The organism is Mesorhizobium sp. CA13, from assembly GCF_020165235.1.
Taxonomy (GTDB): Bacteria; Pseudomonadota; Alphaproteobacteria; order Rhizobiales; family Rhizobiaceae; genus Mesorhizobium.
The window spans coordinates 156186-183023 of record NZ_JAIUHS010000014.1 but is presented as its reverse complement, the minus strand read 5'-3'; the positions used below and the strand labels follow the sequence as shown (position 1 = coordinate 183023).

Below are 26838 nucleotides of genomic sequence, written 5' to 3'. Positions count from 1 at the left end.
CCGGCAACGAGCAATTCGCTTGTCTATGCGCTTACCCTTGCCAGCAATACGGGCGTGGATTCCGGCCTGAAGACCACCGACGGGCATGCCATCTCGCTGTTCACCGACGGCAGCGGCCGCGTGATCGGCGTCTATGATGCCGACAACAACGGCATCACCGCCACTGACAAGGCCGCCATCGCCCTGCATATCGATGCCGCTACCGGCCAAGTCGCGGTTGCGCAATACGTCTCGCTCCAGCATCCCGACACCAGCAGCAACGACGAGGGCATCGCGCTCGGCGCCGGCTCGGTCTCGGTCACCGTGACGGCGACCGATGGCGACGGCGACCACGTCACACAAAGCGCCGACATCTCTCAGACCGTCGTCTTCGAGGACGACGGGCCGAAGGCCGTAGGAACCGCCTCGATCACGGCGAATGTCGACGAAGATGGGCTTGCCGGGCACAACCCAGATGCCGGCAGGCCGGGTGAGACGGGAGCGATCGGCCTTTCCGCGACCGTCACGGGCGCTGCCGGCGCGCTGATCGCGCTCGTCGACTTCGGCGCCGATGGCCCGGGCGCCCAGGCGTTTCATCTTGCCTCGACGGCCGTGCCGGTGGATTCCGGCCTTACATCGCAGGGCGCGCATGTGCTCATCGTATCCGATGGGAACACCTTGCATGGTTATGCCGAAGCAGGAAACGGCGCCGGATTCTCGGACGGTGATCGCGAGGTCTTCCAGCTGACTGTGAAAGCCGACGGCTCCTACGTCTTCACGCTCAAGGATCAGATCGATCATCCGGCGCTGGACAGCCAGGCCGGAGACAATGGTGAAAACCAGCTGACGAGCCCGATCGATCTTTCCTCGTACATCGTCGCGACCGACGGTGACGGCGACTCCATCTCCCTTGGCGCCGGGACCTTCCTGATCCAGGTCCTCGACGACATTCCGGTGCAGACCAGCGCCACCGTCGCCGGCAATGTCGGCGAGGACGCGCTTTTGCTGGCCAACTCGAATGGTCATTCCGTCGGCAATCCCGATGGAGATGGCCTCGGCACGGTCGCGACCGGTTCGCTGAGCTCGCTGGTCTCCGCCGGGGCGGACGAACCCGGTTCCTTCTCTCTCATCCAGAACCCCACTGGCTTGCCGGCCGCCACATCCAAGGGCGAGGCAATCGTCTACCACGTCGACGGCACGGTGCTGACCGGCTATGTCGAGAGTGGAACACCCGGCCTCGATGCGGGCGACCGCAAAGTCTTCACCCTCGATGTCCAGCCGAACGGCACCTACACCTTCACCTTGCTGGACCAGATCGACCACCTGCCGAACTCCCCCGCCAACGATGACAACCAGAAGCTGGTGCTCGACTTCACACATGCGCTCCAGTTCACCGACGCCGACGGCGACACGATTGCGATCACCGGCGAGACGACGACCACCACAGCCACAACAGGCCTGAGCCTGCATCCGGGCCACTACGACACCTACACCGTGGGCGGGGTTACGTTCGATGGACTGACGTTCAATGGAACCTTGGCTCACGATTTCAACAATGGCGCCGGCGGCGATTCCTTCAACGTTTCGGGCCAGGGCGTCGGCATCGCTGACAACCATATCCATGACAATGAGGGCTTCATCTTCTCGCGGCCCGGCACCGACGCGGTGAGCTTCACCATCAACGGCAACGGTTCGGGCACAATTTCCTGGGAAGCCTACAATGGCGCCGGCGTGCCGATTTCCGGCGGCGCCGGTTTCCAGACTGGAACGATGGTCATGCCCGCCAACGGCTCCGTGGTCACGATCGACCCGACGGGCACGTTCGACCATCTGGTGATCCGCTTCGATCTCGATAGCGGCGACAAGATCCGTGCCGACGATTTCCTCTATACGTCGACCACGACCACCAGCGGCGGCGTCTTCACCATCGGCATCGAGGACGACATTCCGGTGGCGCTGAACGGCAGCGCCACTCTTCCGACCGTTTATGAAGACACGCTGACGACGGGGCTGTCCACTGGCAATCCCGACGGTGGCAGCCAGCCGAGTTCGATCACGTTCGGGGCATCGGCATTCGCATCCCTGGTGTCGATCGGCGCCGACGATGACGCGACTTTCTCCTTCAACGTTGCCACGAACAAGGCATCGGCGGGCGTGTCGTCCGGAGGCTCGGCGGTTCATTTCGAGGTGGGCGTCGATGCCGTCTCGGGCGTGTCGGACGATGGCCGCACGGTGTTCACGATCAAAGACAACGATGACGGCACGTTCACCTTCACGCTGCTCGATCAGGTCGACCACGCGCCGGGTTCCGGCGAGGACGGGACGCTGGCAATCGACATCGGCTCGCTGTTCAAGGCGACCGACTTCGATGGCGACAGCGTCAACCTCACCGGCACGTTGAATGTCGTGGTGCAGAACGACACGCCGCTCGCGACGACGGCGACGGCTTCGATCATGGTCCGAGAGGACAACCTTAACATGGCCGTCGGTGACGGCGACTTGTCGACCGGCATCACCAACGGGCCGACGGACACGATGTCCACCCACTCCGACGAGGCGACCTTCACCAGCGCGCAGCTGCAGCTGCTGGTCAAGCCAGGCGCCGACGGTCCGGCGGTCTTCGTCCTGAACGCCTCCCCGACGGGCAACGTGTTTACCGTGAACGGCGAGGTCGTCACGTCGCATGGCGAGAATGTACGGCTTGGGGCAGGCCCTGCCGGCAGCGTCGTCGGATATGTCGACGGCGGCACCCACGATTCCGTTTACACGGCCGGCGTCGACCGCGTGGTCTTTACGCTCACCGACAATGGCGGCGGCAGTTTCAAGTTCGATCTCAAGGACCATCTCGACCATAATATTTTCGGTGCGTCGGGGGCTGGCGACGACAAGACGTTGACGCTCGACCTGACCGACGCCTTCAGCGCACGGGATTTCGATGGCGATGTCGCCCCGCTTGGCAATCACGCCATCCAGGTCGTGGTCGAGAACGATGTTCCGGTCGTCGGAACCTCCGCGGTCCAGCTCGACGAGGATGGTTTTGCCGGCGGCAACCTTGGCGGGCCGGCCGATTTCGATCCGGCGACCAGCGGCCCGATCGCGGTCGTTGCCAACCTCAACGTCAATTTCGGCGCGGACGGCGCTGGCATCACGGCGTTCCTGCCCGCCAGCATCACCTTGCCGGCGGCGGGTGAGTTCACGCTGGGCACGGTATCGGCGACCAGCGTGTTCATCCAGCAGCACGGCGTCGACGTGCTGGAGATCGATCTGATCAATGCGGCAACGGGCTCCTACACGGTGACGCAGTTGCATGCGATCGACCATCCGGCCGCGGGCACCGAAGACAATCTCCAGTTCACCATCGGCTACCAGGCGACGGATTTCGACGGCGACACCGCGACAGGTTCGTTCACCATCAATGTCAACGACGACACGCCGACGATCGTAGCGCCAGGGGCCACCGTTGCGGAAAGCACCGCGGCGAGCTTCTCAAATACATTCACCTCCGCCTCCGCGACCGGCTCGCTGGGCATCTCCTGGGGAGCCGACAACGCCAATCCCGATACCGGCACGCATGACCGCTCAGTCGCCTTCAGCCCGTTGCTGACGGGTGTCCAGGCCGGCCTGACGTCCAACGGCGATGCCATCACCTACACGCTGTCGAGCGACAACACGGTGCTGACGGCAACCGCCACGCACAACTCGGTCATCCGCACCGTCTTCACCGTGTCGATCAACGACCAGACCAATGGCAACTATTCGTTCGACCTGCGCGACAATGTCGACCATACCGCACCGGCCTCCGGCGCCGACAAGAACGACAAAGCGCTGTCCTTCGGCTTTACTGCGACGGATTCGGACGGCGACAGCACCTCGTCATTCCTCACGGTGCATGTCACCGACGACATCCCGGTCGTGACCAGCGCTGCCGAAACCGGTAGCGTCTCGGAGAGCCCGCTGCCTTCGGTGCAATCGGCATTCGGCAATCTGAACATCGACTGGAACGCCGACGACCGCGGAGCCAGCCATCTCGAATTCGGCCGCGATGCCGGCAACAACCTCATCGTGCCCTTCGGGCTCACTTCCGGCGGCGTCGACTTGGATTATTCGCAACGCATGGCTGCCAACGGCGTCGACCAGGAGCTTGTCGCCTACAAGCATGGCGAGACTAACGCCAATCCTGTCTTCATCGTGACCCTGAACGGAATCTTCAACCCGGCATTTGCCTTTAGCCTCTTCCAGCCGCTCGACCACACCGGTGGCAACGATGCATCGATGCCGCTCGGCTTCACGGTCAAGGCCGTCGACGGCGACGGAGATTCCGTCACCCAGAGCTTCACAGTCAATGTCGCGGACGACGTACCGACGGCGTCGATGAACGCACAGGTTCAGCTTGATGACGACGCGCTGGCCGGCAATCCCGACGGCACCGGCGATGTCACTCCCGACACAGCCCACACATCCGGTACGCTTGGTCACACCTATGGCGCCGACGGCGCCGGCACGACGCTGCTCACCGGTGCAACGCTGCCGGCTGCGGGCGGGTTCTCGGTGACCTCGAACTCGGGAACCGACCTGATCATCAGCCAGGTGCAGAACAGCGTCGTCGTCGATGTACTGAAGGTGCATCTGGCCGACACAACGTCCGGCGCCTACACGGTCACGCAGCTTCATGCGATCGATCACCCTGCCGGCGGCGACGAGAACGACGTGGCATTCACGGTCGGCTACACGACCACCGACCATGATGGCGACACGGTACCCGGTTCGCTGACGATCAACGTCGATGACGATACTCCGGTGGCGCAGAACTACACGGGAGCGGCCTTCGCCGAGGGCAGCGGCGCGCACGACATTGGCGATGCGGTGACGCTGCTGGGCATCGGCGCGGGCGCCGACGGCCTGCAAGGCACGCTGCAAGGCCTGGCCTTCACCAACCAGGGCACGACCGGCGGAACGCTGTCGATCGACGGCGCCGGCCATCTGATCTACACCGCGCCGGCCAGCGTCACCAGCGCCAGCACGGTGACCGAGACCTTCAGCTACACGGTCAGCGACAAGGACGGCGACACGGTCACCAGGCAGGTGACGTTCGGGGTCTCCGACACCGGCATCACCAATGTGGCGGCCTCGCAGAACCTGACCGTCGACGAGGACGACATCGTCGCGGCCGGCGGCAACGCGGGAGGTCCAGGCGACGATGCGCCGGTGACGGGCGGCCACATCTCCTACACGCTGGGCGCCGATGCCTTGAGCTCGGTGGCGCTGTCGGTCGCCAGCACCGGATTGACCAAGCTCGACGGGACAGCGGTCTCGACCAGCTGGGACGCCGCCAGCCACACGCTGACCGGCTACGGCAGCAGCACCGCGGACGTGGTGTTCACCGTCACGCTGAGCAACATCACGGCAACCGGCGCGGACTATACCGTGGCCCTCAACCAGCCGGTCTCGCATCCGGTCCATGACGACGCCGCCACCGGCGCGACGGAAACCGCCTTCGAGGACAATCTCGGCTTCACCGTCACCGCCACGGTAACCGACGCCGACAACAGCACCGGAACCACAAGCTTCACCGTCGCCATCGACGACGACACGCCGCTTGCGCAGAACTACACGGGAGCGGCCTTCGCCGAGGGCAGCGGCGCGCACGACATTGGCGATGCGGTGACACTGCTGGGCATCGGCGCGGGCGCCGACGGGCTGCAGGGAACGCTGCAAGGCCTGGCCTTCACCAACCAGGGCACGACCGGCGGAATGCTGTCGATCGACGGCGCCGGCCATCTGATCTACACCGCGCCGGCCAACGTCACCAGCGCCAGCACGGTGACCGAGACCTTCAGCTACACGGTCAGCGACAAGGACGGCGACACGGTCACCAAGCAGATAACGTTCGGAGTCTCCGACGGTGCAGCCCCGGTGGCGGGCGCTCCGATCACGCTGGCGCTCGACGACCAGAACCTCGCGGACGGCTCGACGCCGGGCGCGACCAGCGACCAGCACTCGATCACCTTCACGCCGGGCTCGGATGCGATCGCGTCGATCGCCTTCGGCACCGATCTGACGGCGCTCAACGCCGCCAACCTGACCTGGACGCGGGAGTCGGACACCCAGATCCTCGGCAAGGACGGCTCCGTGACGGTGGTGACGCTCGACCTGTCGGTTGCCAGCAACGTGGCCACCGTCACGGCCACCCTCAACGACAATTACGACGCCCATCCCGGCCTCAATGCCGACGACCTGGTCAATCTGGGCCATGTCGGCGTGGTCGCAACCGATACCGACGGCACCCAGGCTACCGGCACCGTCAACGTCACCGTCTCCGACGACGTACCGACGGCGGTCAATGACATCTGGGCTTCGACCATTACCGGCCCCACGGTCCTCACCGGCCTGCTTGCTAACGACAAGTTCGGCGCCGACGGCGTCGATACGGACAATGCTCCGACGCCAGGCCAAGTCGCCGTGACAAACGGCGCCCATGGCACGGTCGCCTACAACAACGATGGAACCTTCACCTATACCCCGACGGGCGTCTATGTCGGAACGGACTCCTTCACCTACACGATCAAGGACGGCGATGGCGACACGTCGACGGCAACGGTAACGCTCAACGTGCAGACCAACACGGCTCCGTCAGGCGGCGGCACGGTGTCGCTGACGTTGAGCGAGGCCGCGCTCGACACCACGCTCGACGGCACAGCGCCCGCCGACCTCCACGCCAGTGCCGTGACCGGCACGAATCCCGGCAGCCGCGGCGAAACGGCTCAGGCAAACGCCGGCATTACCTTCACCACATCGGGCGAAGCCATTACCGTTGCCTTCGCTAATCCGACCGATTCAAGCTGGGCGGCGCCGACGGTTTCCGGCCTGGCTTCGGGTTACTCGATCAGCTGGGCAAAAGTTGGCGGCGAACTCGTCGGCACGCTGATGCACGGTGTCACTGATCTCGGTCCGGCAGTCTATTTGGCGCTCTCCAATACAATTGCGGGCGCCAACAGCTCCCTGACGCCGGTGGTGACCGCAACACTGACCGACCAGCTCCAGCACGCTGCGGGCTCCGGCGACGTCACGATCAACGGGCTTGAGGTGGTGGCAATCGACACCAGCGGTGATCATGTTTCCGGCATGGTCAATTTGACTGTGGTGGACGACGCTCCGCTGGCGTTCGTTCCGGATGCGATCTTTGCCGAAGATGCGGCGCACTTGTCCCCAGTTGTTGGCAATCTGAATTTCGCCGACAGGGTGGGAGCCGATGGCGCCGGAGATGTAGTCTTCAACGTGACTGAGACGTCACCCGTGACCGACCTGACAGGCCAGAGCATATTCTTCAATGGAGAGCAGGTACTTTACCACGTCGTGGACCCGCATACGATTGAGGGACGGACATCAGTCGCCAATGGGAACGATCTGGCGTTCACAGCAACGTTGGACCCACTTAACGGCACGTGGTCGTTCACCCCGGCTGGAACACTCTATGCCGGAAATCCTCTGAACACAGCGAGTGTCGCTCCATCAGGGGGCAACGACCAGGTGATCGCATTCAACTTCCCTGGCGTCCAAGATCTCCTGGTGACTGCGAACGGCGCCAATACGGTAAACACCTCTACAAACAACTTTGGCGTAGGCAGCGGCCAGAGTATCGCCGGAGGAGAAACCGTCCGATTCGACTTTGTAACCAATGCATCTACCAGCGGCACTACGAGGACATTCGATAGCTATTATGAAGTCTCAAGCTTCACTACGAGCATAACAAAGACCAACCAAGAGCCGATCATGGCCATCCGCGCGGTAAACGCGGACGGTGACGCCAATTTTGTTGGTGATGGAGGTGACACGACAGCAGCAGGTATCCTGGTTTTTGTTACCAATGCCGGTGGCTCACTTACGCCCACTGTCACGTATGCTGGGGGCATTGCGACGGTTACCGGGTTAGAAGAAGGGGATATCATCAAGGTTGTCGCTACGACTGATGCATTCAGCGCTATCGAATTCACAGGAGTGGACAATCCTGCGACAAAGCAAAGCGATAACTTCAAGCTTGGTCCGGCTCAGTTCACGACAACCAACGAGGCCTCCCCGTTCAACGTTGCCATCCCTGTTGTCGGCACCGATGGCGACGGCGATTCGATTGCCGGCACGGTCAACGCAAGTTTGTCACCTGATCCAGCGACATTGGAAGGAACAAGCGGTGGGGATGCCCTTGTCGCCACCACCGTCATCCATAACCTCTTCGGCCTCGATGGCAATGACACGCTTACCGGCCTTGATGGTCACTCAAACCTTTTGGCCGGAGGGCGCGGAGACGACATTCTCCATGGCGGTTCGGGCGCAGACCAGTTGCATGGCGGCTCGGGCACGGACCAGCTGTTTGGTGGCGGCGGCAATGACACGCTAGTCGGCGGCGCTGGCGCCGACACGATGACAGGCGGTGCCGGCGCTGACACCATCACAATTGGAGCCGGTGATTCGTCTCCGACCATAGGCGGCTCAGGCGATGCCGGCACGATTTCCGGCTATGACATCATCACCGACTTCGTCGCCGGCACCGACAAGTTGACCCTGCCAGGCACCCTCGTCGCCGCGACGGGCGGCAACGTCAATGGCGGAAACTCCACGTTGACGATCGGCGGCGACACGGTTCAGTCCCATTCGGTCACGAACGGCGTTGCCAGCTTCTTCGGCACCGACAGCTTTACCGCGCCACTGGCAGTCACATCCACCGCAGGCTTGGCGGCGGTTGTCCAGTATCTGACGCTGACGGATATCGGGAGCGCCGGGGCGACCCTCGCCTTCACCGCAACCATCGCGGCGATCAGTCATACATTTGTCTACACCCAGGCTGGTGCGGATGCGGGCGTGGGATCTCTCGTCGATCTCCAGGGCGTCACGATAACAAACCTGGACACCTTGATCGGAGGATCGGTCGACCCGATCATCCTCGACCTGAACCATGACGGCTTTGCCTTCTCCGATGTCAATCATGGCGTCCAGTTCGACATGAATGGCGATGGCACCAAGGAACAGCTTGCCTGGAACACATCGCACGACGGCATGCTGGCGATGGATCTCAACCACGACGGCAAGATCGACGACGGCACCGAACTGTTCACGCCGAACTTCGATGAGGGTCATTTCGCCAGCGGCGCGGCGGCACTGGCATCGCTCGACAGCAACCATGACGGTGTCATCGATCACAATGACGCGGCGTTCAGCAGCCTGCTGATCTGGAAGGATACCAATGCCAACGGCACCAGCGAGGCCGGGGAATTGTCACACCTCGCTGATAACGGTATCGTCTCCATCAGCACAGCGGCCAACCCGGCCGTGGGCGAGATCGACGGGCAGACCGTGACAGGCAACGGCACGTTCCAGATGGCGGACGGCACCACCGGCAACTATATCGAGGTCGAACTCGATACCTCGCTCGTCGCCCCCGCCCAGCCGACCGTCGCCTCCGACGGCACGAAGACCTTCGCCATTGGCTCCCTCGAGGTCACCGACCTGATCGCCGACTTCCATGACGGCGCCAATGGCGACAAGATCGATCTTACTGCATTGCTGAAGGGTCTGGCCGGCGTCACCGATCTCGAAGCCGGCGGCTTCGTGGAGATCGCGCAGTCCTCGGCCAATGCGGCGAACGCCGAGGTAAAGGTCGACACCAATGGCGGCGGCGACAACTATCACACGGTCGCCGTGCTGGAGAACTATACGTTCCACAGTGCCGCCGAAGCAGTCAAAATACTCTATGACGACAGCCATGGTACCAAGCAGGACGTGGCCTAAGGGGCGAAAGGAACGGGGTGAGCAACATGAACAGAATCTTGCGGGTGGTTTTGGGGGCCGGTCTGCTGTCGATCTTGTCGACGGGCCTCAATGCCGCCGACATCATCGAAGGACCCACGGGCGATTATTGCGGTGTCGTCGGCACCTCCAACCTGGTGCTGAACGACAATATCGTCGATCTCAGGGATCAGGTTGTGAAGCTGATGGACGAGTCGGTCGCCGTCGCCAACAGCTCGGAGTGGATCAATTCGTCCCGGCCGGTTTTCGTCTGGGCGTCGGAAGCCAAGGTCGCCTGCGGCATGGCTTACGGCTATCTTAAGACGAACTATAAGGACGAAGACACGCTCAACAAATGCGAGTGTTTCCACGATCGCATGGTCGAGTACATGCACTGACCGGATAGGCAACCTGCGCCTGTTGGCCACCATGGCAGCGGACGGATCAATCCTGAAGGCGATCGTCGCAACGATCGCCTTCGCCGGCCTTGGCCAAGACCTCGCGCTGGTTCGCGCCAACTGGCTGGAACGGCCTTCCGTATCACCAAATTCCGTCCTCCGGCTCGGCGCGGCCGATGCATTTTGATCTCGGCTTTTCGAGGGCCAAAGAACAAGACGGCGCGGCAAGTTCGCCGTAACATGGGTACAGGGCCAGACCGGGAGGATAACCCGGCGGCATACAGGGTGGGACGATCATGGAAGCTGGCCGGCAGGTTTACCGTCCGCGCAGTTGGGCAGTCACCTTCGCGCTCGCCGCGGTATTGTCGGGCTGCCAGTCTAAGGGCAGCGTTACCGAAGCGCTCGATCCGGCGACGATTGCCGCGCCTACCGGGCAGGATGGCGTCGCGGGCGCCGGCCCGGCCCAGGCAACCCAGTCGCTGGGTACCGGTTCGACGAAAATTACCATGCTGCTGCCATTGTCCGCCCCGGGAACGGCGGGGCAAAATGGCCGCAAGATGCTCGATGGCGCCAAGCTCGCGATGACCGATATCGGCAATGGGTTGCTTACGCTGACCGTGGAGGACACCAAGGGCGACAACGCACAGGCCGGCAAATTGGCGCTGCAGGCCTTGACGACCGGCACGAAAGTCGTCATCGGCCCGACCGAATTGCCGGCAGCCCAGCATATCGCCACATTGTCGGGATCGAAGCGGCCGCCCGTATTGGCGCTTGCCGACAATTTCGCGGGCGGCGCCGGCGTTTACGCGGTGCGCCTTAGCGAAGCGGACAGTGCGGCGGCGGGTGCCGCGGGCATCGCCGCGAAAGGCGGAAAAAAATTCGTATTGTTTGTCGCGGGTGGTTCGAACGCCAGCACGGTCGAGAAGCGGGTCGCCAACAGTCTCAGCATCTATGGCGCGACGCTCGCCGTCACCGTTCCATATTCGGCCGGCGACGGCGCCGCCAAGGCGGTCGACGAAATGGCCTCGCTCGTGGACACTCCCGACGCGGTCATCATTGCCAGCGGGGATGCCAGCCCCTCGTCTATACTTGCCGCCCTCAAATCAAAGGGCATTGCGGGCAAAGCGACCTCCGTCGTCGGAACCAGCCGTTGGCTGGAGCATCCCATGGAGCCGTCCTTCGAGGGAGCCTATATCGCAACGCTCGATCCGGGCGAAACTGGGCCGATCGCCGACCGCTTCAGGACGACATACAATTATCCGGCCGACGTCAACGTAGCCTACGCTTATGATATGGTTGCGCTGACGGCAGGGATTGCCAGCGCGGTCGGACCTGACGGCTTCAGCAAACAGGTGCTCGAAAATCCGAGCGGATTTCGCGGATCGACCGGCCTGTTCCGCTTTCGCGCAGATGGATCCAGCCAAAGATCGATGCCATTCTACCGGATAGAAAAGGGTGCGCTCAAACTGGTTGCCAAATCGACCTCGGGGTTCTGACCGCCCGCTAACGAACGCTGCCGCCGGCGTGATGGAGGTGCCAGGGCGTGTCCGCCTGGTCATTGCGGTCGGAGGCCTCGAGCTGCTGTTCGGGATTGCCCTGATCATGCATGCCGGAGCCTTGCTTGCGACCGACCGGCCTGCCCTTGCGACCCGTGTCGAGAATGCCGGGCAAGCAACCCGGCCGGAGACGACTGTTCTCGTCGGAAGATGGCGAGAAGCGCGCGGGGTTGCCGAGGATGTTGTCGCACCGCCGCCAATTGACCTGTCAGAGATCGAGCGGATCGAAGCCCGGCCCCCGCTCGGCGATCTCGGCCTCGCCGTGCCCCCTAAGGCGCCGATGCCAGGCGATTGGGGCGAAACCCTGCTCTTCCGGCCAATAGCAACGTCATCGGCGACTTTCGAATCCATGGGACGCAAAGTGGCCGTCAGTGGTGTGGCCAGCATAGAACCGGAAGCCACCTGCTCGTTTCACGATGTCGCCTGGTCTTGCGGCCAGCGCGCACGCGCCGCCTTCAATTCCTGGCTGCGTGGACGCGCGCTGAAGTGTGTCGTGCCGCCGGAGGTCGAGCGTTTTGCCATTGCCGCGCCGTGTAGCCTTGGCAAGCAGGATGTCGGCGCCTGGCTTGTGTCCAACGGCTGGGCGATCGCGCTGCCTACCGGCATCTATGGCAAGGCGCAAGCAGTCGCCGAGGACGCGGAGGTGGGAATTTTCGGCCCGCCGCGATAGGCCAAAATCGATTCACGTTTCGCACATCGATCAAATTGTATGGTTTGCCGCAACTGAAATTGCGCATGCCGGCGCTATGCTCGCCGATCTGACAGGAGATTGGTAATGGCACAAGCCGAAACGACCGCCACCGAGCCGGTATGGAAGGGTGTCGCGTGGCTCGCCTTCCTGGGGACCATTGGCAGCCTTGCACTCTCCGTAGGCCTCAATTACCTGCTGTTGTTCAGCGATGTCCTGACCCCGTTCGGGCGCAGCATGGTCACTGCCGTGCTGCTGCCTCTGATCATCGGTCTGCCGCTTTTCGTATTGATCGGCTTGAAACAGGCCCAGATCCGCGGCTACCGGCGGGAGCTCAACAGGGCCGAGACCTATGACAGGGTGACAGGCTGCCTGAACGGTCCGGTTTTCACCTCGATGGTCGAGCGGCGCGCGGCGAGGCCGTCAGCGCCAGGGCCGCGCTCGGGCGCCTTCCTGGTGATTCATGCCGAACATCTTCGCTCCATAAATCTTCGCTTCGGCCCAGATTGGGGCGATGAGGCCTTGCGGCTCGTCGCATCGGCCATTCAGTCTGCGGTCCGCAAGGAGGATATGGTAGGTCGCATAGGAACATCGATGTTCGGGGTCTTTCTTCCAGGTACGACCGAAGCGGAGGCCGCGGAAATTGGCGAGCGCATTCGGGCAAGCGTCGCGCAGGTCTATTTCGCACCCAAGGGGACCGAGGACGCTCTGACTATTAGCCTCGGAAGCACCGTGTTTGAAACAGAGCTTGCATTCGAGGACATGTTTCGCTCGGCGGAAGCTCAATTATCCGCCCGCGCACCTGCCGAAACGCGCCCTACAGGTCTCCAGTAGCCCGGTATAACGTGACGAAGCCAATAGCTGGCGGCAAATCGACGTTTGGACACATTCCTAAAGCTTGGCGAGCAGGGCCGCTCGACAGGCACAAGCACTTGATCGATCCCGTTGCCGGAACCTCATCGGCGGGGAAAGAGAACCTCGCCCATTCCAAGCACCGCGTTGTCACCGCCATATTTATGTGGTGCGCGCCCCAGCAGCGGCCGTTTCAAAATGCCTTCGGCGATCAGATGACGATCGATGATGGTGGCAAAAACGCTCTCGGGCGCGCCACACTCGACGAAGCTCGGCGACAGATGTCCTGGCGCGCGATCAAGAAGGATCGAACCGCGGCGCATCAGGTAGCCGGGCATTTCACCGATGCCACCGGCTACCACCAGCGTACCCGCGATCATGCGGCTGCCTGCATGGTCTCCCGAGCCTTTCAGCACCGCGATCAGGCCGCGCCGCATGCGGTCCGCGGCGAAGGCGCCCGCCCTGCCCCTGACGATCAGCACGCCGCCATTCATGCCGGCCAGTTCGCCGACGAGCGGCGCACCAAGGTGATCGCCGGCGTTACCTGTTATCTCCAGCCTGCCGCCGCGCATGCCAGAGCCGGCGTGCGGCCCCGCATTGCCTTCGATCGTCAGCTTGCCGCCGCGCATCGCGCGCCCGGCCTGCGCGCCAGTATTGCCGATCACGCGGACCGATCCACCTCCCATGCCTTGCGCCAGCCGGTCGAGGCGCGCGCTTCCACCTTCGAACACGATGCTTAGCGGATCGCTGCCGGCGAGGCGAAAAATGTCGCCCACCTTCGATCCATGCTTCGACATGCCGATTCGGATTTTTTCGATATCCCGTCTTTCGCTCCCAGCAAGCCGTTCCGGCGTCAGCGGCGACAGGTCGAGGCGCTCAGGCGGTTCGGCAACAAGAGTGAAGGTCAGCGCCTTCATGGCAACATATCCTTCAGCGAATAGATGAACTTACCGAGCTTGCCGCCGTAATTGCCGGCGCCGATGCGAACCGCGCCTTTCTTCGGGCCGAGCTGGATGACGGCCTTGATGCCGGCCTTCATCGCCGCGGCAACGGCATCATTCGTCTCACCATCAATGACGATTTCCAGGACGGCGTTGATGTCGGGCCCGAGTTCACTCGCAACCACGCCGCGCAGTGTCGGCGCGTAGGCTTCGTTGGCCGAGGCGATCATGCCCTTATATTTGCCACCTATCTTGGAGCCCGAACGGGCGATGCCGCCCGGGAACGGCACGATGGCACCAGGCACCATTCCGATCGCGGCGACCGCGGCCTCGGCCGCGACCAAAGCGTTGGCGCTGCTTTCCGCCATGACAAAGAAATTGCCGCCGCCGACGGCTTCCTTGGTCAGTCCGGTTGTTGCCTCGCAGAGGAATTCACCATCCATGACGGGAATGCGCCAGAAATGCCTGTCGCCGATCTTCTTGGAGATTTGCCAGCCGTCGCCGAAATAACGCAGCGCCGAACCGAGCTTGAGCTTGGCGCTGCCCTCCAGTCCGGCAAAGCAGGCGGAGCCTGGCGAGGTCAAGACGCACTGCCCAACGCGATTGAGCAGTTGCTTCTGCAATTCATCGGTTCCCATCGCGAAGATCATCACGCGGCAGCCGGGCCGGCCATCCGGGGTGGCTGACGGCGGCAGGTCGGCATCGATTGCCGCTTCGCAGCCGCAACCGATTACCGAGGTGGCGAAGCCGGTCATCGTGATCGCCGCCTGCCGTGCCCATTTCCGGTTCGACGCGGTGATGATGATGGCGGTTGCCCGCATCCCGAAGGCTTCGGCAAAAGTATCGTCGATCGTTACCCCATTTACGCTCACGTTCGGCATGGCACCTCGCCGAATGGCTGTTCACGCGCAATCGCGGAATCCGGGAAATTGAACCAATCCAAGGACAGGCCGTAGCGCTGCTGGTGATAGTCCTCCAGACGCCGCACCATCGCCTTGTCCACAGGTGGATTAAGCCTGAGGGCCTTGCCCCAGCGGTAATGGATGATCTCCCCGTCCTGCACGACGAGATCGCCATCCTTGAAAACATACGCTGCCTGTCCGAGCATTTTCGCGATACTTTCGTTCCTGCGATAGACAGCGATGTCGGCTATCGCGCCGACGCCGAGATGGCCTCGATCCGTCAACCCGAGCAGCCTCGCCGGCGCTGCACGCGTCATGATGGCGATTTCCTCGAACGTGTATTCGCGGTCGATTGCGGACAGGGTAGAGAGCGCTAAGGCGGATCGTGAAAGTCCAGTGGCCATTTCGGTGCGCGCTTCCCGCCTCATGAGCAGCTCGAACAGAGCCGGATAAGCGGTAAAGGGTGCACCGTTGGGGTGATCGGTGGTGAAGAACACACGCCAGGGATCGTCGATGAGGAGAAAAAGCTCGAGCCCGATCGCCCACTGCATCGTGCCATAGAAGTCCTTGCCATAGCTGTAGGGCACGATGCCGCCGCCATTGCCATCCCCGTCATGAATGACGGACTTTTTCGGATGTGCGCTGCCCCGCGCCGAGAACTGCCGCATGACGTCGGAGGAGACCGTGACCGTCTGACCGAACATCACCTGACCGATATCGATAGTGACTTCCGGAGTCGTGTTGATAAGCTCGGCAAGGCGCGCGGCGGCGGAGGAAAATCTGCGCTTTCCTTCCGTGCCATAGCCATAGAACTGGAGGTGGGCGAGGTGCATCGGCAGCCCATCCGCCGCCGCAATCGTCGCGGCCGCCGTATCCGCAGATCCGGGAATGCCCAGATTATTGCAATGGACATGCAAAGGATGCGGCAGGCCAAGACTGTCGACGGCGGCCTGCAGCGTCTTGACAATCTTGCGCGAGCTGACGCCGTAGGAAGGCACCACATCGTCCAGCGCGAAGGTGCGTGCGTTTTCCTTGAAGGCGGCCGCCGCACCGGCGTTGATCACCTTGACCCCGAGCGCTCGCGTCGAGGCGACCGTCCAGGCGACATAGTCCTCGATCATTTGAGGAGTGGCGGCGTCACGGATCATTGACAGCAGGAAGTCGTCGTTGCCGAGAATGGCCAGCGTCGCCTTGTCGATGATCGGGATGTCGGCCAGTTCGAGATGGGTGTGGAGTGCAGATCCCGGGGACATCGCCGGTTCGACGACCGTCGTGAAGCCCATCTTGGCATAGAGACAGCCGGTCTGGAAGGTCGACCAGCCGGCATTGGAGAGCGGCGTCGTCGCCGGTCGCGCCTGATGGGCGGCATGCTGTTCGGGCAAGAGAAGCCGCGCGGTATTCACGTTACCGCCGCCAATGTGGGAGTGGATGTCGATGGCGCCCGCCATCACGATGCAGCCGGCGGCTTCGATGGTCCGGTCGGCCGACCCCTCAGCGGGCGCCGCGACGATCTTGCCGTCCTTGATCCATAGATCGCCCTTGCCGAGCCGGCTGTTGACGGGGTCGACGATCTCGCCGTTGGCGATTTTCGTCAGCATGGCAATGCCTCGGCGAAAACCCGACTGGCGACCAGGCGAATGATCGTCGCGGCGGAGGGCAATTTCGAAGCAGCGCGGGTATCAGTCGACTTCAGCGAGCCGGTACGGCTGGAATAAACAACCGCATCGTGATCGATCCCAGCTTCGCCAATGGCGATGGTGACCGCGGCGCCTGCGACCGGCTCTTCCGTTTTGGCCAGCGCAATCAGTGCCGTGCGTCCCCTGTTTCTCGGGAGTTGGGTAACCGTGGCGGAGATCCGCAGGTGCAGGTCGGCTTCGCCGGCGGCGATCATGCGCTCCACATCGTAGCGCCAGGGATCGAATTCCGGGAAGCCCCGCGCAAAGCCCGTGCGCAATGGAAAACCTGTCATCCAGGTCGAGGCGAGCACACTTCCCCACCCGTTTTCGCTCGCGGGCAGATGAAGGCCAGATGCACGTGATTTGCGATTGAGATCGGCGATCAGCCCCTGCAGCATCTCCAACGCCAACCCATCGGTGGCGTGGCCTGAAAACAGGAACACGGGAAAATGCGCAGCCGTCAGAGCCTTGGCGAAATCGTTGAAGTTCGACACCGGTCGCGATGTTTGCCGCCCCTTGTACTGCGCCCTCAGCGCCGCCAGCGTGGCGCCGAGGCTAGCTTGGCCACAGGAAAGGAGCGTTGCCTTGCGCCCGTTTTTCAACGGCACGGACACCCCGTTCGATCCCACCAGGAAGAACTCGCGCTTGCTCCTGGTCGAGAGATCGGGAACCGTGCCAGCGAGCTCGGCAACAAGATCATGATGGATTTGTGCGAGTTCGCCCACGATCACCACGATATCGGCACGCCGGCGCGTCTCCCCAGGGGCGACGGTCATCGCGCCCCTGTCGGTAAAAAGCATGGTCTCTCGGGCAAGTGCCGCGCCGTCGGCGTGATCGTATGCCGCGCCAAGCCGCTCGGCCAGCGCGATCGCCGCCCTCGTGCCGTGTATGTCCGTATCAAAGCTGAAAACCGGGCACCGGCTTGACGATAACAGCGACGCGGCATGCGCAGCCGCGCGCTCGACCAGCGCTTCCCGGTTGCCTATCCAAGCAACCGCCATTCGCTACACTACTTTCTGGTGCCGGCCCGATCCTAGACGAAACTGGATTGGCCGTGAACCCCGCTTGCCAGCAGATTAACGAATGTTTTCATACGCTATCAACAAACTCCGACCGCGCTTAATCATATTTGATGTAAGCGAAGCGTTGATCGGTCGGCGGAGTTCCCTCCAGCGCCCCGCCTTCCTTGGCCGGCTGCCACTGGACAACGTCCTCGATCTTTCTCGCCAACTCGAAGTCCTTGTCGGTGATACCCTTCGCGGCGTGGTTCATAAGGCGTACCTCGACCCAGGCATAGGAAGCGGTGATATCGGGATGGTGCCACGCCGCCTCGGCGAGATGGCCAACCGTGTTGATGACCATCAGCGTCGACTTCCAGCTGTGGGTCTTGTATTTGCGCCGGATCCAGCCGTTTTCGTAGCGCCATTTCGGCAGCTCCTTCTCAAGCCGGTCGGCAATCTCGGCGTCCGAATAGATCTTCTCCTTGACCGTTTCGCTCATCTCGACCTCCCCGAATTGCTCGGTCCGTCAACACGACAGGCCAAAGCAGAAACATGAATGCACTCTCTTTGGCTTGCTCCCTCGACGAAAACAGTTATCATCGTGGCGGGCACCTAAACTTCCATGATGCATCCATGATGCACCCATCGGGGGGCAGATGTCGAATTTTGTTACCGTACGAGTGCCCGCTCGCCTTCACCTTGGCTTCCTCGATCTCAATGGCGATGCCGGACGTCGCTTTGGCAGCGTTGGGCTTCCGTTGAGTGAACCCGAAACCGTTGTCACCCTGTCGCGGTCCGGCGAGACCCTAGTCGAAGGTTCCGAGAGCGTTCGCGCCGGTGAGCACTTGTCGACGCTCCGCAGGCATCTCGGCATTCGCGGCCAGCACCATTTGGTGATCGAACAGTCGATCCCGAGTCACGCCGGCCTTGGGTCCGGCACGCAGATCGCCCTTGCCGTCGCCTCGGCACTGCGAACGCTGCACAACCTGCCTCTCGATGTCGCCGGCGACGCGACCCTGCTCGAACGAGGCGGCCGATCTGGGATCGGCATCGCAAGTTTCGAAGACGGCGGCGTGATTGTCGACGCGGGCAAGGACGAGCGTGGCGGACCGCCTCCGGTCGTGGCGCGGCTGCCGTTTCCCGAAGAATGGCGCGTCATCCTCATCCTCGACCATGCCGGGCATGGACTGCATGGCGAGGCCGAGGTCGCGGCGTTCCGTTCACTGCCACCCTTCCCGACGGCGGGCAGCGGCGAGATCTGCCGGAGGGTGCTGATGGGTATCATGCCGGCCTTGGTCGAGCGCGATCTTGCGGCATTCGGCGCTGCCGTCACCGCGATACAGATGCTGATCGGCAGCCATTTCGCTCCGGCGCAGGGCGGCGTGTTCACCTCAAAGCGGGTCGAGATGGTCGCTCACCGTCTCAATGAAGCGGGCGCCGTCGGAATCGGCCAGAGTTCCTGGGGACCGACAGGGTTTGCCTTCGCGCCGTCGCATGACGCCGCGCTCAAATTCGTCGGCGCGGTTCAGAAGACAACCGTTGAAGACGGCCTTCAGATCAAGATCGTCAAAGGCAGGAACTCCGGCGCGAAGATCAGTTCGACCGGACTCGGTCTCGTCGGCAGCTGACGCTTCAGATTCCAAGCAGAAAGGCGAGAAATGGCCCGCAAACATATCCTGCATATGCTGACGCCGTTGAAGCACATGAGCCCCTTCGACGTGAACATGGCGCTCGACGCGGGCTTCGACAGCGTCGTCCCCTATGTCGATGTTGGCCTTGGTGAGGTGACAGGCCTGGTTCAGGACGCGATCTTTTCGCGTCCGCCTGATGCCGGCGTCGATACCGGCATCTTTATCGCCGGGAAGGATGCTTCGTTGGCGCTCGACATGTTCGATGCCGCGAAGAAGGCGATGGTGCCGCCTTTCCAGGTTTCGGTATTTGCCGACCCGGCCGGCTCTTTCACCACGGCCGCGGCGATGGTGGCCAAGGTCGAAAAGGCGTTGGAGAAGAAATTCGAGCGCGGGCTGAAGGACACGAGGGTGGCTGTTTTCGGCGCCACCGGCGTGGTTGGCTTCTGCACCGCCGTCATCGCGGCAAGGGAGGGCGCCCGCGTCACACTCGTCGGCCATGACGGCATCGAAAGGGTGAAACAGATCGCTGCCGAGATCAAAAGCCGATTCAAGATCGGTGTCGATGCGGCTGACGGATCGAGCGATGCCCGGAAAGCCGATCTGGTCGAGGCAAGTGAGGTCATACTGGCTTGTGCGAAGGCCGGCGTCCAGGTGGTTTCAAAGGCCCAGTTGAGAGGCAGCGGCTTGCTTATCGCCGCCGACGTCAACGCGGTTCCGCCCGCAGGCATCGAAGGATTGGCCGTCAATGCCAATGGCGACCCGCTAGAAGCGTCAAAGGCCGTCGGGATTGGCCCGCTTGCCATCGGCAACGTCAAATATAAGGTCGAGTCCGGCCTTTTCAAAAGAATGATCGAATCCGAAAAAACGATCGCGCTCGATTTCCAGGAAGCGTTTTCCCTTGCACGCGAGATTGCCAAATAGCGCCAGATCTCTGCTGATCGCGGCGATTTCAGGCCGGGCATTGGCCATGGCTGCGCGGCGTGCGGGCTATCGTCCGTTGGTCGCTGATTTCTTCTGCGACACCGATACGGTTGCGCTGGCAGAACGAACGACCAAGCTGCCGGGCAACCTACAGGACGGCATCGACGGCGAGCGCATCATCGAGACGCTTCGGGACCTGGCCGGCGAAGACCAGCCGGTCGCCGTCGTCCTGGGCTCGGGTTTTGAGCGGATGACGGAGACTGTCGACGCCGTCGCTCGCCATTTTCCGCTTGCCGGCAATCGCGGCGCGGCGATCAGCAGGATCAAGGACCCGCAATTGCTGGCCGCGGATTGTGCCGAACTCGGCATCCCACATCCGGAATTCCGGTGGGATCGGCCGCCTGAGCCGGACAGCTGGGTGGCCAAGACCGTGGGCGGCGCCGGGGGTGGGCATATCAGACAGGCGGCCGGAGAAAGCCAGACCACCGGCCGCTATTTCCAACGTTTCGTCGCCGGACGCAGCGTCTCGGCCCTTTTCGTCGGCGACGGCCAGGCCGCGCGCATTGTCGGCTTCAGCCAACAATGGACCTCCCCCGTCTCCGCGGCACCCTATCGCTATGGCGGGGCCGTGCGGTTGAGACGCTTCGACCGCAGGCAGGCGGCGCTCATCGGCGGCTGGCTTTCAGCCCTGACGCGCCGCGCCGGCCTGATTGGATTGTGCAGCGCCGATCTCATTCGCGGATCGGACGGCTACAAGCTCATAGAGATCAATCCGCGGCCAGGCGCCACGCTGGACATTTTTGACGAGGACGAGGCGCCGCTGATCGAAGCACATCTGCGAGCTGCGGCCGGAGGAACCTACCGTTTGCCACGCTTCGTCGATTCGATGGCTTCAATGGTGACCTACGCCGCGACCCCAATCGCCCGGTTTCCGTCGATTGTGTGGCCCGAATGGACTGCGGACCACCAGTCACCCGGCACCCGTCTGATTGCCGGCGACCCCGTCTGTACCGTCTTCGCGCGCGGTCCGAACGCCGGTTTGACCAGGCGGCTCATCAAGGGGCAAGCCCGCCGGTTGCAACTGCAATGGGAAGGAGACCGGACATGAAGAACGGTTCGGCATTCCTGAACGACAATGCACAGCGCATCGCCGACGGCATGATCAGCGATGCCGAACGGCTGCGGATCGCCGCTTCCAAGGGAACCTTGGGCGAGCTCCTTATCGATGTCGGCGCCAAGGCGCCCGGCAGCGTCGAGGCCGGGCTGCGCATGGCAGAGGCGGCGATGGGTGGTCTCGGCAGCGTTTCGGTGTTCATGGACCGCACGGAGCGGAAATGGCCGTTCACGGTCGAGGTGCGCTCGTCGCAGCCCGTACTGGCCTGCCTAGGCAGTCAATATGCGGGCTGGAACCTGTCTGCCCAGGACTATTTCGCCATGGGATCGGGACCTGCGCGGGCACTCGCCCGCGTCGAACCACTGTTCGACGCGCTTTCCTATCGAGACACCGCATCGTCCGCCGTGCTTATCCTGGAGACTGCCAAACCGCCTCCCCCAGCAATCGTCGAGAAAGTGAGCAAGTCAACCGGATTGGCAACCGACAAGCTCACCTTCCTCTACGCGCCGACGCAAAGCCTTGCCGGCAGCCTGCAGATCGTTGCGCGCGCGCTCGAGGTTGCCCTGCACAAGGCCAACGATCTCAAATTTCCGCTGGAGAACGTTGTCGACGGCATCGGAGCGGCGCCAATCCCCGCCCCCCACCCGGATTTCCTGACCGCCATGGGCAGAACGAACGATGCCATCATCTATGGCGGCAGCGTCCAGCTCTTCGTAAAAGGGTCGGCAAAAGAGGCCAGCAACCTCGCGGAGAAACTTCCGAGCCGCGCCTCACGGGACTACGGTCAACCGTTTGCCGAGATATTCAAGCGGTTCAAGGGGGATTTCTATGCCATCGATCCGCTGTTGTTCAGCCCGGCCGAAGTGATCGTGACGGCGATCGAAACCGGCGATACGTTTCGCGCTGGCCGGCGTGATCCGAAGATGCTCGAACGGAGCCTCGGTTAGAGCATGGCGGCACAAAGGGAACCGTCCGTCATCCGCCATGTCCGAGGCGCCATATGATCCCTCGCATCCTGATCGTCAGTGACAGTTCGGACACCGGCTCCAGGGGCCTCGCGGCAAGGCTGAGTCGACGGGGCGCTATTGTTGCTACCGCGCCGCTGGCGGCAATCGCGTTCGACACCGGTAGCCCGAGCGGACTTTCGATCCCCGGTTTCGGCGGCGCGCTGCCCGACGCCGTGCTCGTCCGTTCGATCGCCGCCGGATCGTTCGAGGCGATCACCCGGCGCCTCGGGGTGCTGCACGCGCTGAGCCGGCTGTCGGTTCCCGTGTGGAATTCGGCGCAGGCGGTCGAACGCTGCGTCGACAAGTCGATGACGACGTTCCTCTTGAAAAATGCCGGCCTGCCAACGCCGCCGACGTTCGCCGTCGAAGGCCTTGCCGCCGCCAAGGAGATCGCGGCGCGGGAGCTTCCGGAGGGACCGCTGGTTCTGAAACCCTTGTTCGGGGCGCAAGGCCGCGGGATAAGGCTGATCCGTACGCTCTCCGACCTTCCCGCCGCAGACGAGGTGAACAGCGTCTACTATCTCCAGCATTATGTGTCGCGCGCCGGCCCGCCTTTCCGGGATTTTCGCGTTTTTATCTGCGCCGGCGAAACCGTCGCGATGATGAGCCGCAGCAGCGACGACTGGATCACGAACGTCAACCGGGGTGGCGTGCCGGAGCCGGTTTCGGGACATGGCGAGGCTGAGCTGGCAGCGCTGGCTGTCGCCGCGTCGGCCGCCGTCGGCGCGGATTTTGCTGGCGTGGACATTGTGCGAGCCGACGATGGCAGCTTGTTCGTGCTCGAGGTGAACAGCATGCCCGCCTGGTCAGGGCTGCAATCGGTGGTCGCTGTGAACATCGCCGAAGCGATCGCCGATGCCCTGCTGAAATTCCTGGCCGACCGCACCGAAGCCACCGCCGCGCCGCGCCCCTTCCGGTTCACCGCGCCGGCGAATTCGTAACGGAGCGGCGGAGGATGACGTTATCGCGTGAACGCCTCCGGGCTAGCTACAAGGATGCCTGCAGGATGGAGATCGAAGCTCTGAAGCCGGGCAATGTCCACCTGTTCGCCGACGGACACGGCATGTCCGCCGCTCAGTTCATGATAAGTGCCGAGGTTTCGTCCGAGCCGCTGACCGATCCTCGCCTCTCGGCCGGGCAGCGCATGCTGGAGGCGGTGCGTGCGACACGTCTGGCGGTAGCAACCAATACAAATCTCGGTATCATCCTCCTGGCGGGGCCTCTGATATGCGCCGCCGAAATGAGGAGTGGCAGCTTGCAGGATAATCTCGACTCGCTGCTGCGCGCGTTGAGCATGGACGATACCAGGGCAGTGTTCGAGGCGATCGCCATGGCAGCGCCAGGCGGCCTGGGAGATGCCGCCAATGATGTGCGGCAGGAGCCGAAGGTTCATCTCCTGGAAGCAATGCGGGAGGCTGCCGACCGCGATATGATCGCACGCCAGTATGACACCTGTTTCGGCGACGTGTTCGGGGTCGGGCTGGCGGCGCTGGTAGGGGCGCTAGCGCGCGGAGAAAGCGGCATGTGGCCGACCGTGTTCGCCTATATGGCGTTTGTGGCAGGCTTCCCCGACAGTCACGTGGTGCGCAATCACGGAATTGAAGTCGCAAATCAGGCGCGACAAGACGCTCTTGCCGTTCAGGCGGCGCTCCATGCCAACGGCGACGAGCCGTCACGCATTCGCCTGCTCATGGAGTTCGACCGCCGGCTGAAGGCGGACAAAGTCAACCCCGGCACCTCGGCCGATCTGACCGTGGCTACTCTTTTAGTCCACACCCTGGGCGCTCGCTTGCATAATCGCGGCGTTGGTGCTTGACTTCCAAAAGCGGGAGCTGTGCTTCCGCGGCTATCTAGCCAACCGGCCCGGGCAATCCGGGCGCTGCCAACAAGGATAGCTGTCCATCGAGCGCCTGCTCGGTTGCAGCGTCCGTGGACATCATAATTGTGTCTTGGAGGAAATTGGCATGGCAAAAATCTCGAAGGTAATGGTCGGTGAATCGCTGGTAGGGGACGGCAACGAAGTCGCGCATGTCGACCTGCTCATCGGCCCGCGAGGGAGTGCGGTCGAAACGGCATTTTGCAACGCGCTCACCAACAACAAGGACGGTTTTACCTCGCTGTTGGCGGTGATCGCGCCTAATCTTCAATGCAAGCCCAATACGGTGATGTTCAACAAGGTCACGATCAAGGGCGCCAAGCAGGCTGTCCAGATGTTCGGCCCGGCGCAGCACGCCGTTGCAAAGGCCGTGCAGGACAGCGTCGCGGACGGGACCATTCCGGCCAACGAAGCAGACGACGTGTTCATCTGCGTCGGCGTATTCATCCATTGGGACGCGGCCGACGACGCCAAGATCCAGAAATACAACTACGAGGCGACGAAGGAGGCCATCCAGCGCGCTATCGCAGGAACCCCGACTGCCGCCGAAGCCACCGCTCAGCGCGACAAGGTCAAGCATCCGTTCGCGGCCTAGACAAGAGACGGCCCCGCACAGGAAAAGCCATCTTCCGAAACGGATGGTCTGTTGCGCCGGCTGAAAAAGGTTCTGGGCTTTTGAAGCGACACTCCCGAAGGGCGCCCGCCTTTCGGGGGTGAGGAGCAACTATGATCAGGCGCCGAGCGACGCCAGGTGATCGGGTGTGAGCGTGGCGTTGTGCAGTGAGGTTGCGACCAGCGCTGCGGCGATGCCCATCGCCGACAATGCGTGGATATCATTGTCATCGCGGACGCCGCCGGCGGCGATGACCGCCCGATTTCCTGCTTTGGCCCTGACCTCCTCCAGCCGCCTGAAGTCCGGGCCGCCGGCCGCACCGACTTTGGCCAGCGTCATCACGATCACCTTTTGCGGCCAAAGCTCGGGCTCATCGAGAAGAGAACGCGGTCCGCAAAAATCATCACCGAAGAAATCAAGGGACAGGATGAGATCGGGATGATCGCGAAAATGCCGGAGCAGCATATCGTCCTGCTGCGATTCGGAACCCAGGACGGGGTACACGGAACGTTGAGCAAGCGCCGCCAAGAGCGTTTTCCCGTCTGCTGCGCCGGCATCGACCCAAAGCTCGGGCGGCTGCGTCATCGCCCTCAGCCGGGCAAGTGCGTCACTGTTTGGAGTACCGCCTTCGATGGCGTCCAGATCGGCGATGTAGAAGGTCGAAAAGGGATAAAGCGTGCGCAACCCTTCGGCGACGGCGAGGACATCGGAACTTCGGCTGAGCGGCGTAACGATCGGCCGGTAGCGATCGCGTTTTCCTTGCTGGGCGCGAACCACCTCGCCGCCTTTCAAGTCGAGAACCGGAATGATGCGCAACGCTTTTCTCGCCAACCAACTGCTGTCATGAAAGCTTGAAGTGTGGAAAAAAGAAAGAGCATCATTGCGGGCTTCGACATTGGCGGCGCGCATCTGAAGGTGACGCGCGCGCAAGGCGGCCGCATCGTCGGCGCGGTAACGCTCGCCACGCCGCTTTGGCAAGGGTTGCACAGCCTGACCTCGGCCCTCGACGAAACAGCCCCGCTCTATGCGGAAGCCGATCTCAACGCGTTCACCATGACGGGCGAACTGTCGGACATCTTTGCATCCCGCGATATCGGCGTGACGACTCTGCTGGGTCAGATTTCCAACCGTTTTCCCACAGGCGAAAAGCTGATCTATGCCGGATCATCCGGCTTTGTCGAGGTCGAGCAGGCAGCGCGGCTGAGCACCGATGTCGCCTCCGCCAACTGGCACGCGACAGCCTCTTTGGTGGCAAAACTGGCCGGCGATGCCCTGTTCGTCGATATGGGCTCCACCACCACCGACATTATCGCAATCAAGAATGGCGCCGTCGTCAATGAGGGCTACACCGATGCCGGACGGCTTCTGACTGGCGAACTGGTCTATACGGGATTTACCAGGACATTCCTGTTCGGCGTAGCCTCGTCTGCTCCTGTCCATCGAAGACTGACGCCATTGATGAACGAGTATTTCGCCTCGATCGCCGACGCGCACCGGATTCTGGGCGTGCTCGATGAGGAGGACGACATGCACCCTTCCGCCGACGGCAAGGAAAAGACCGTCCACGGCTCAATCGCGCGACTGGCGCGCATGGTGGGGCGCGACGCCGCAGAACTTTCGCCGCCGGAATGGGGTGAAGTCGCACGCTGGTTCAGCGAGCGGCAATTGCGGAAAATCCACGACGCAGCATCCCTGGTTGCCTGGGGTCTTGCTCAAGATGTTCCGATCGTCGGCGCCGGAACGGGCCGCTGGCAGATCAGGCGGCTGGCCGAGCGCATGGAACGTCGCTTTGTCGATTTCGCCGACATCGTCCCCGCCCATGACGCTGTTCGCGGCGAGGCCAGCCGCGCCGCACCAGCATCGGCGGTGGCGCTGCTGGCCGGATATCGATCACAAGCAGCGTAGC

The 26838-nt window shown here is 62.7% G+C and carries 21 protein-coding genes; 13 read left to right on the top strand and 8 right to left on the bottom strand.

The genetic code is table 11. The features are described from left to right. The 3 genes from LB566_RS25965 to LB566_RS25955 all read left to right on the top strand — a co-directional run. On the top strand, nucleotides 1–9759 hold a 9759-nt coding region (locus LB566_RS25965), incomplete at its 5' end, for a DUF5801 repeats-in-toxin domain-containing protein (RefSeq protein WP_263498369.1). Between the two features lie 26 nt (nucleotides 9760–9785). Next, nucleotides 9786–10154, top strand: coding sequence for a hypothetical protein (locus tag LB566_RS25960; protein ID WP_140552499.1), 369 nt, complete (start codon nucleotides 9786–9788; stop codon nucleotides 10152–10154). Nucleotides 10155–10450: 296 nt separating this feature from the next. Further along, a complete protein-coding gene (locus tag LB566_RS25955; protein WP_224628583.1) occupies nucleotides 10451–11650 on the top strand; it encodes an ABC transporter substrate-binding protein in 1200 nt (399 codons plus the stop codon). 7 nt (nucleotides 11651–11657) lie between these two features. Here LB566_RS25955 and LB566_RS25950 read toward each other — a convergent pair whose 3' ends face one another. Further along, complete coding sequence (locus tag LB566_RS25950; RefSeq protein ID WP_224628578.1) at nucleotides 11658–11825, bottom strand: hypothetical protein; 168 nt, start codon at nucleotides 11823–11825, stop codon at nucleotides 11658–11660. 234 nt (nucleotides 11826–12059) lie between these two features. On the opposite strand from LB566_RS25950, the gene LB566_RS25945 reads away from it, so the two are divergent. Both LB566_RS25945 and LB566_RS25940 read left to right on the top strand, forming a co-directional pair. Continuing rightward, nucleotides 12060–12380 carry a thermonuclease family protein gene (locus tag LB566_RS25945; RefSeq protein ID WP_224628577.1) on the top strand — a complete coding sequence of 107 codons (321 nt, stop codon included), beginning with the start codon at nucleotides 12060–12062 and terminating at the stop codon, nucleotides 12378–12380. 105 nt (nucleotides 12381–12485) lie between these two features. Further along, nucleotides 12486–13232, top strand: a complete 747-nt coding sequence (locus LB566_RS25940) for a GGDEF domain-containing protein (RefSeq protein WP_224628576.1) — start codon at nucleotides 12486–12488, stop codon at nucleotides 13230–13232. A gap of 122 nt (nucleotides 13233–13354) precedes the next feature. Here the strand turns inward: LB566_RS25940 and LB566_RS25935 are convergent, their stop codons facing one another. From LB566_RS25935 to LB566_RS25915, 5 genes are all read right to left on the bottom strand, one after another. Next, a complete protein-coding gene (locus tag LB566_RS25935; RefSeq protein WP_224628575.1) occupies nucleotides 13355–14167 on the bottom strand; it encodes a formylmethanofuran dehydrogenase subunit C in 813 nt (270 codons plus the stop codon). Continuing rightward, entirely contained in the window at nucleotides 14164–15072 is a 909-nt protein-coding gene (gene fhcD, locus LB566_RS25930; RefSeq protein WP_140552495.1) for a formylmethanofuran--tetrahydromethanopterin N-formyltransferase, read from the bottom strand. Before fhcD ends, LB566_RS25935 begins: the two co-directional genes overlap by 4 nt. Beyond that, complete coding sequence (locus tag LB566_RS25925) at nucleotides 15060–16691, bottom strand: formylmethanofuran dehydrogenase subunit A (protein ID WP_224628574.1); 1632 nt, start codon at nucleotides 16689–16691, stop codon at nucleotides 15060–15062. The genes fhcD and LB566_RS25925 overlap by 13 nt, the downstream gene beginning before the upstream one ends. Next, entirely contained in the window at nucleotides 16685–17770 is a 1086-nt protein-coding gene (locus LB566_RS25920; protein ID WP_224628572.1) for a tungsten formylmethanofuran dehydrogenase, read from the bottom strand. Before LB566_RS25920 ends, LB566_RS25925 begins: the two co-directional genes overlap by 7 nt. A 118-nt stretch (nucleotides 17771–17888) precedes the next feature. After that, nucleotides 17889–18269: a 4a-hydroxytetrahydrobiopterin dehydratase gene (locus LB566_RS25915; RefSeq protein ID WP_140552492.1), complete on the bottom strand. Its 381-nt coding sequence runs from the start codon at nucleotides 18267–18269 to the stop codon at nucleotides 17889–17891. A gap of 157 nt (nucleotides 18270–18426) precedes the next feature. Here LB566_RS25915 and LB566_RS25910 point away from each other — a divergent pair, with 157 nt between their 5' ends. Then, complete coding sequence (locus tag LB566_RS25910) at nucleotides 18427–19398, top strand: beta-ribofuranosylaminobenzene 5'-phosphate synthase family protein (RefSeq protein ID WP_224628562.1); 972 nt, start codon at nucleotides 18427–18429, stop codon at nucleotides 19396–19398. 30 nt (nucleotides 19399–19428) lie between these two features. Then, nucleotides 19429–20322, top strand: coding sequence for an NAD(P)-dependent methylenetetrahydromethanopterin dehydrogenase (locus LB566_RS25905; RefSeq protein ID WP_224628560.1), 894 nt, complete (start codon nucleotides 19429–19431; stop codon nucleotides 20320–20322). A gap of 148 nt (nucleotides 20323–20470) precedes the next feature. Here LB566_RS25905 and LB566_RS25900 read toward each other — a convergent pair whose 3' ends face one another. After that, a complete protein-coding gene (locus tag LB566_RS25900) occupies nucleotides 20471–20698 on the bottom strand; it encodes a hypothetical protein (RefSeq protein ID WP_224628612.1) in 228 nt (75 codons plus the stop codon). Between LB566_RS25900 and LB566_RS25895 the strand changes: the two genes are divergently transcribed. The 5 genes from LB566_RS25895 to fae all read left to right on the top strand — a co-directional run bounded on the left by LB566_RS25895 (nucleotide 20660) and on the right by fae (nucleotide 24914). Next, nucleotides 20660–21430: an ATP-grasp domain-containing protein gene (locus LB566_RS25895; protein WP_224628608.1), complete on the top strand. Its 771-nt coding sequence runs from the start codon at nucleotides 20660–20662 to the stop codon at nucleotides 21428–21430. The two genes, LB566_RS25900 and LB566_RS25895, sit on opposite strands and share 39 nt — an antisense overlap. Beyond that, nucleotides 21427–22383, top strand: coding sequence for a methenyltetrahydromethanopterin cyclohydrolase (mch, locus tag LB566_RS25890; protein ID WP_224628558.1), 957 nt, complete (start codon nucleotides 21427–21429; stop codon nucleotides 22381–22383). The genes LB566_RS25895 and mch overlap by 4 nt, the downstream gene beginning before the upstream one ends. 53 nt (nucleotides 22384–22436) lie before the next feature. Next, nucleotides 22437–23384 (top strand): RimK family alpha-L-glutamate ligase, encoded by a 948-nt coding sequence (locus LB566_RS25885; RefSeq protein ID WP_140552488.1) that lies wholly within the window; start codon nucleotides 22437–22439, stop codon nucleotides 23382–23384. A 14-nt stretch (nucleotides 23385–23398) separates the two neighbouring features. Beyond that, nucleotides 23399–24259 (top strand): triphosphoribosyl-dephospho-CoA synthase, encoded by an 861-nt coding sequence (locus LB566_RS25880; RefSeq protein ID WP_140642660.1) that lies wholly within the window; start codon nucleotides 23399–23401, stop codon nucleotides 24257–24259. A 148-nt stretch (nucleotides 24260–24407) separates the two neighbouring features. Next, nucleotides 24408–24914 (top strand): formaldehyde-activating enzyme, encoded by a 507-nt coding sequence (gene fae, locus LB566_RS25875; RefSeq protein ID WP_140552486.1) that lies wholly within the window; start codon nucleotides 24408–24410, stop codon nucleotides 24912–24914. A gap of 135 nt (nucleotides 24915–25049) precedes the next feature. On the opposite strand, the gene LB566_RS25870 is transcribed toward fae, so the two are convergent. Further along, the gene (locus tag LB566_RS25870; protein ID WP_224628556.1) at nucleotides 25050–25841 is read right to left on the bottom strand and encodes a HisA/HisF-related TIM barrel protein; all 792 of its coding nucleotides are present in this window, start codon (nucleotides 25839–25841) and stop codon (nucleotides 25050–25052) included. Here LB566_RS25870 and LB566_RS25865 point away from each other — a divergent pair. Continuing rightward, nucleotides 25791–26837, top strand: coding sequence for a hydantoinase/oxoprolinase family protein (locus LB566_RS25865; RefSeq protein ID WP_224628554.1), 1047 nt, complete (start codon nucleotides 25791–25793; stop codon nucleotides 26835–26837). The two genes, LB566_RS25870 and LB566_RS25865, sit on opposite strands and share 51 nt — an antisense overlap. The last annotated feature ends 1 nt before the right edge of the window (nucleotide 26838 follow it).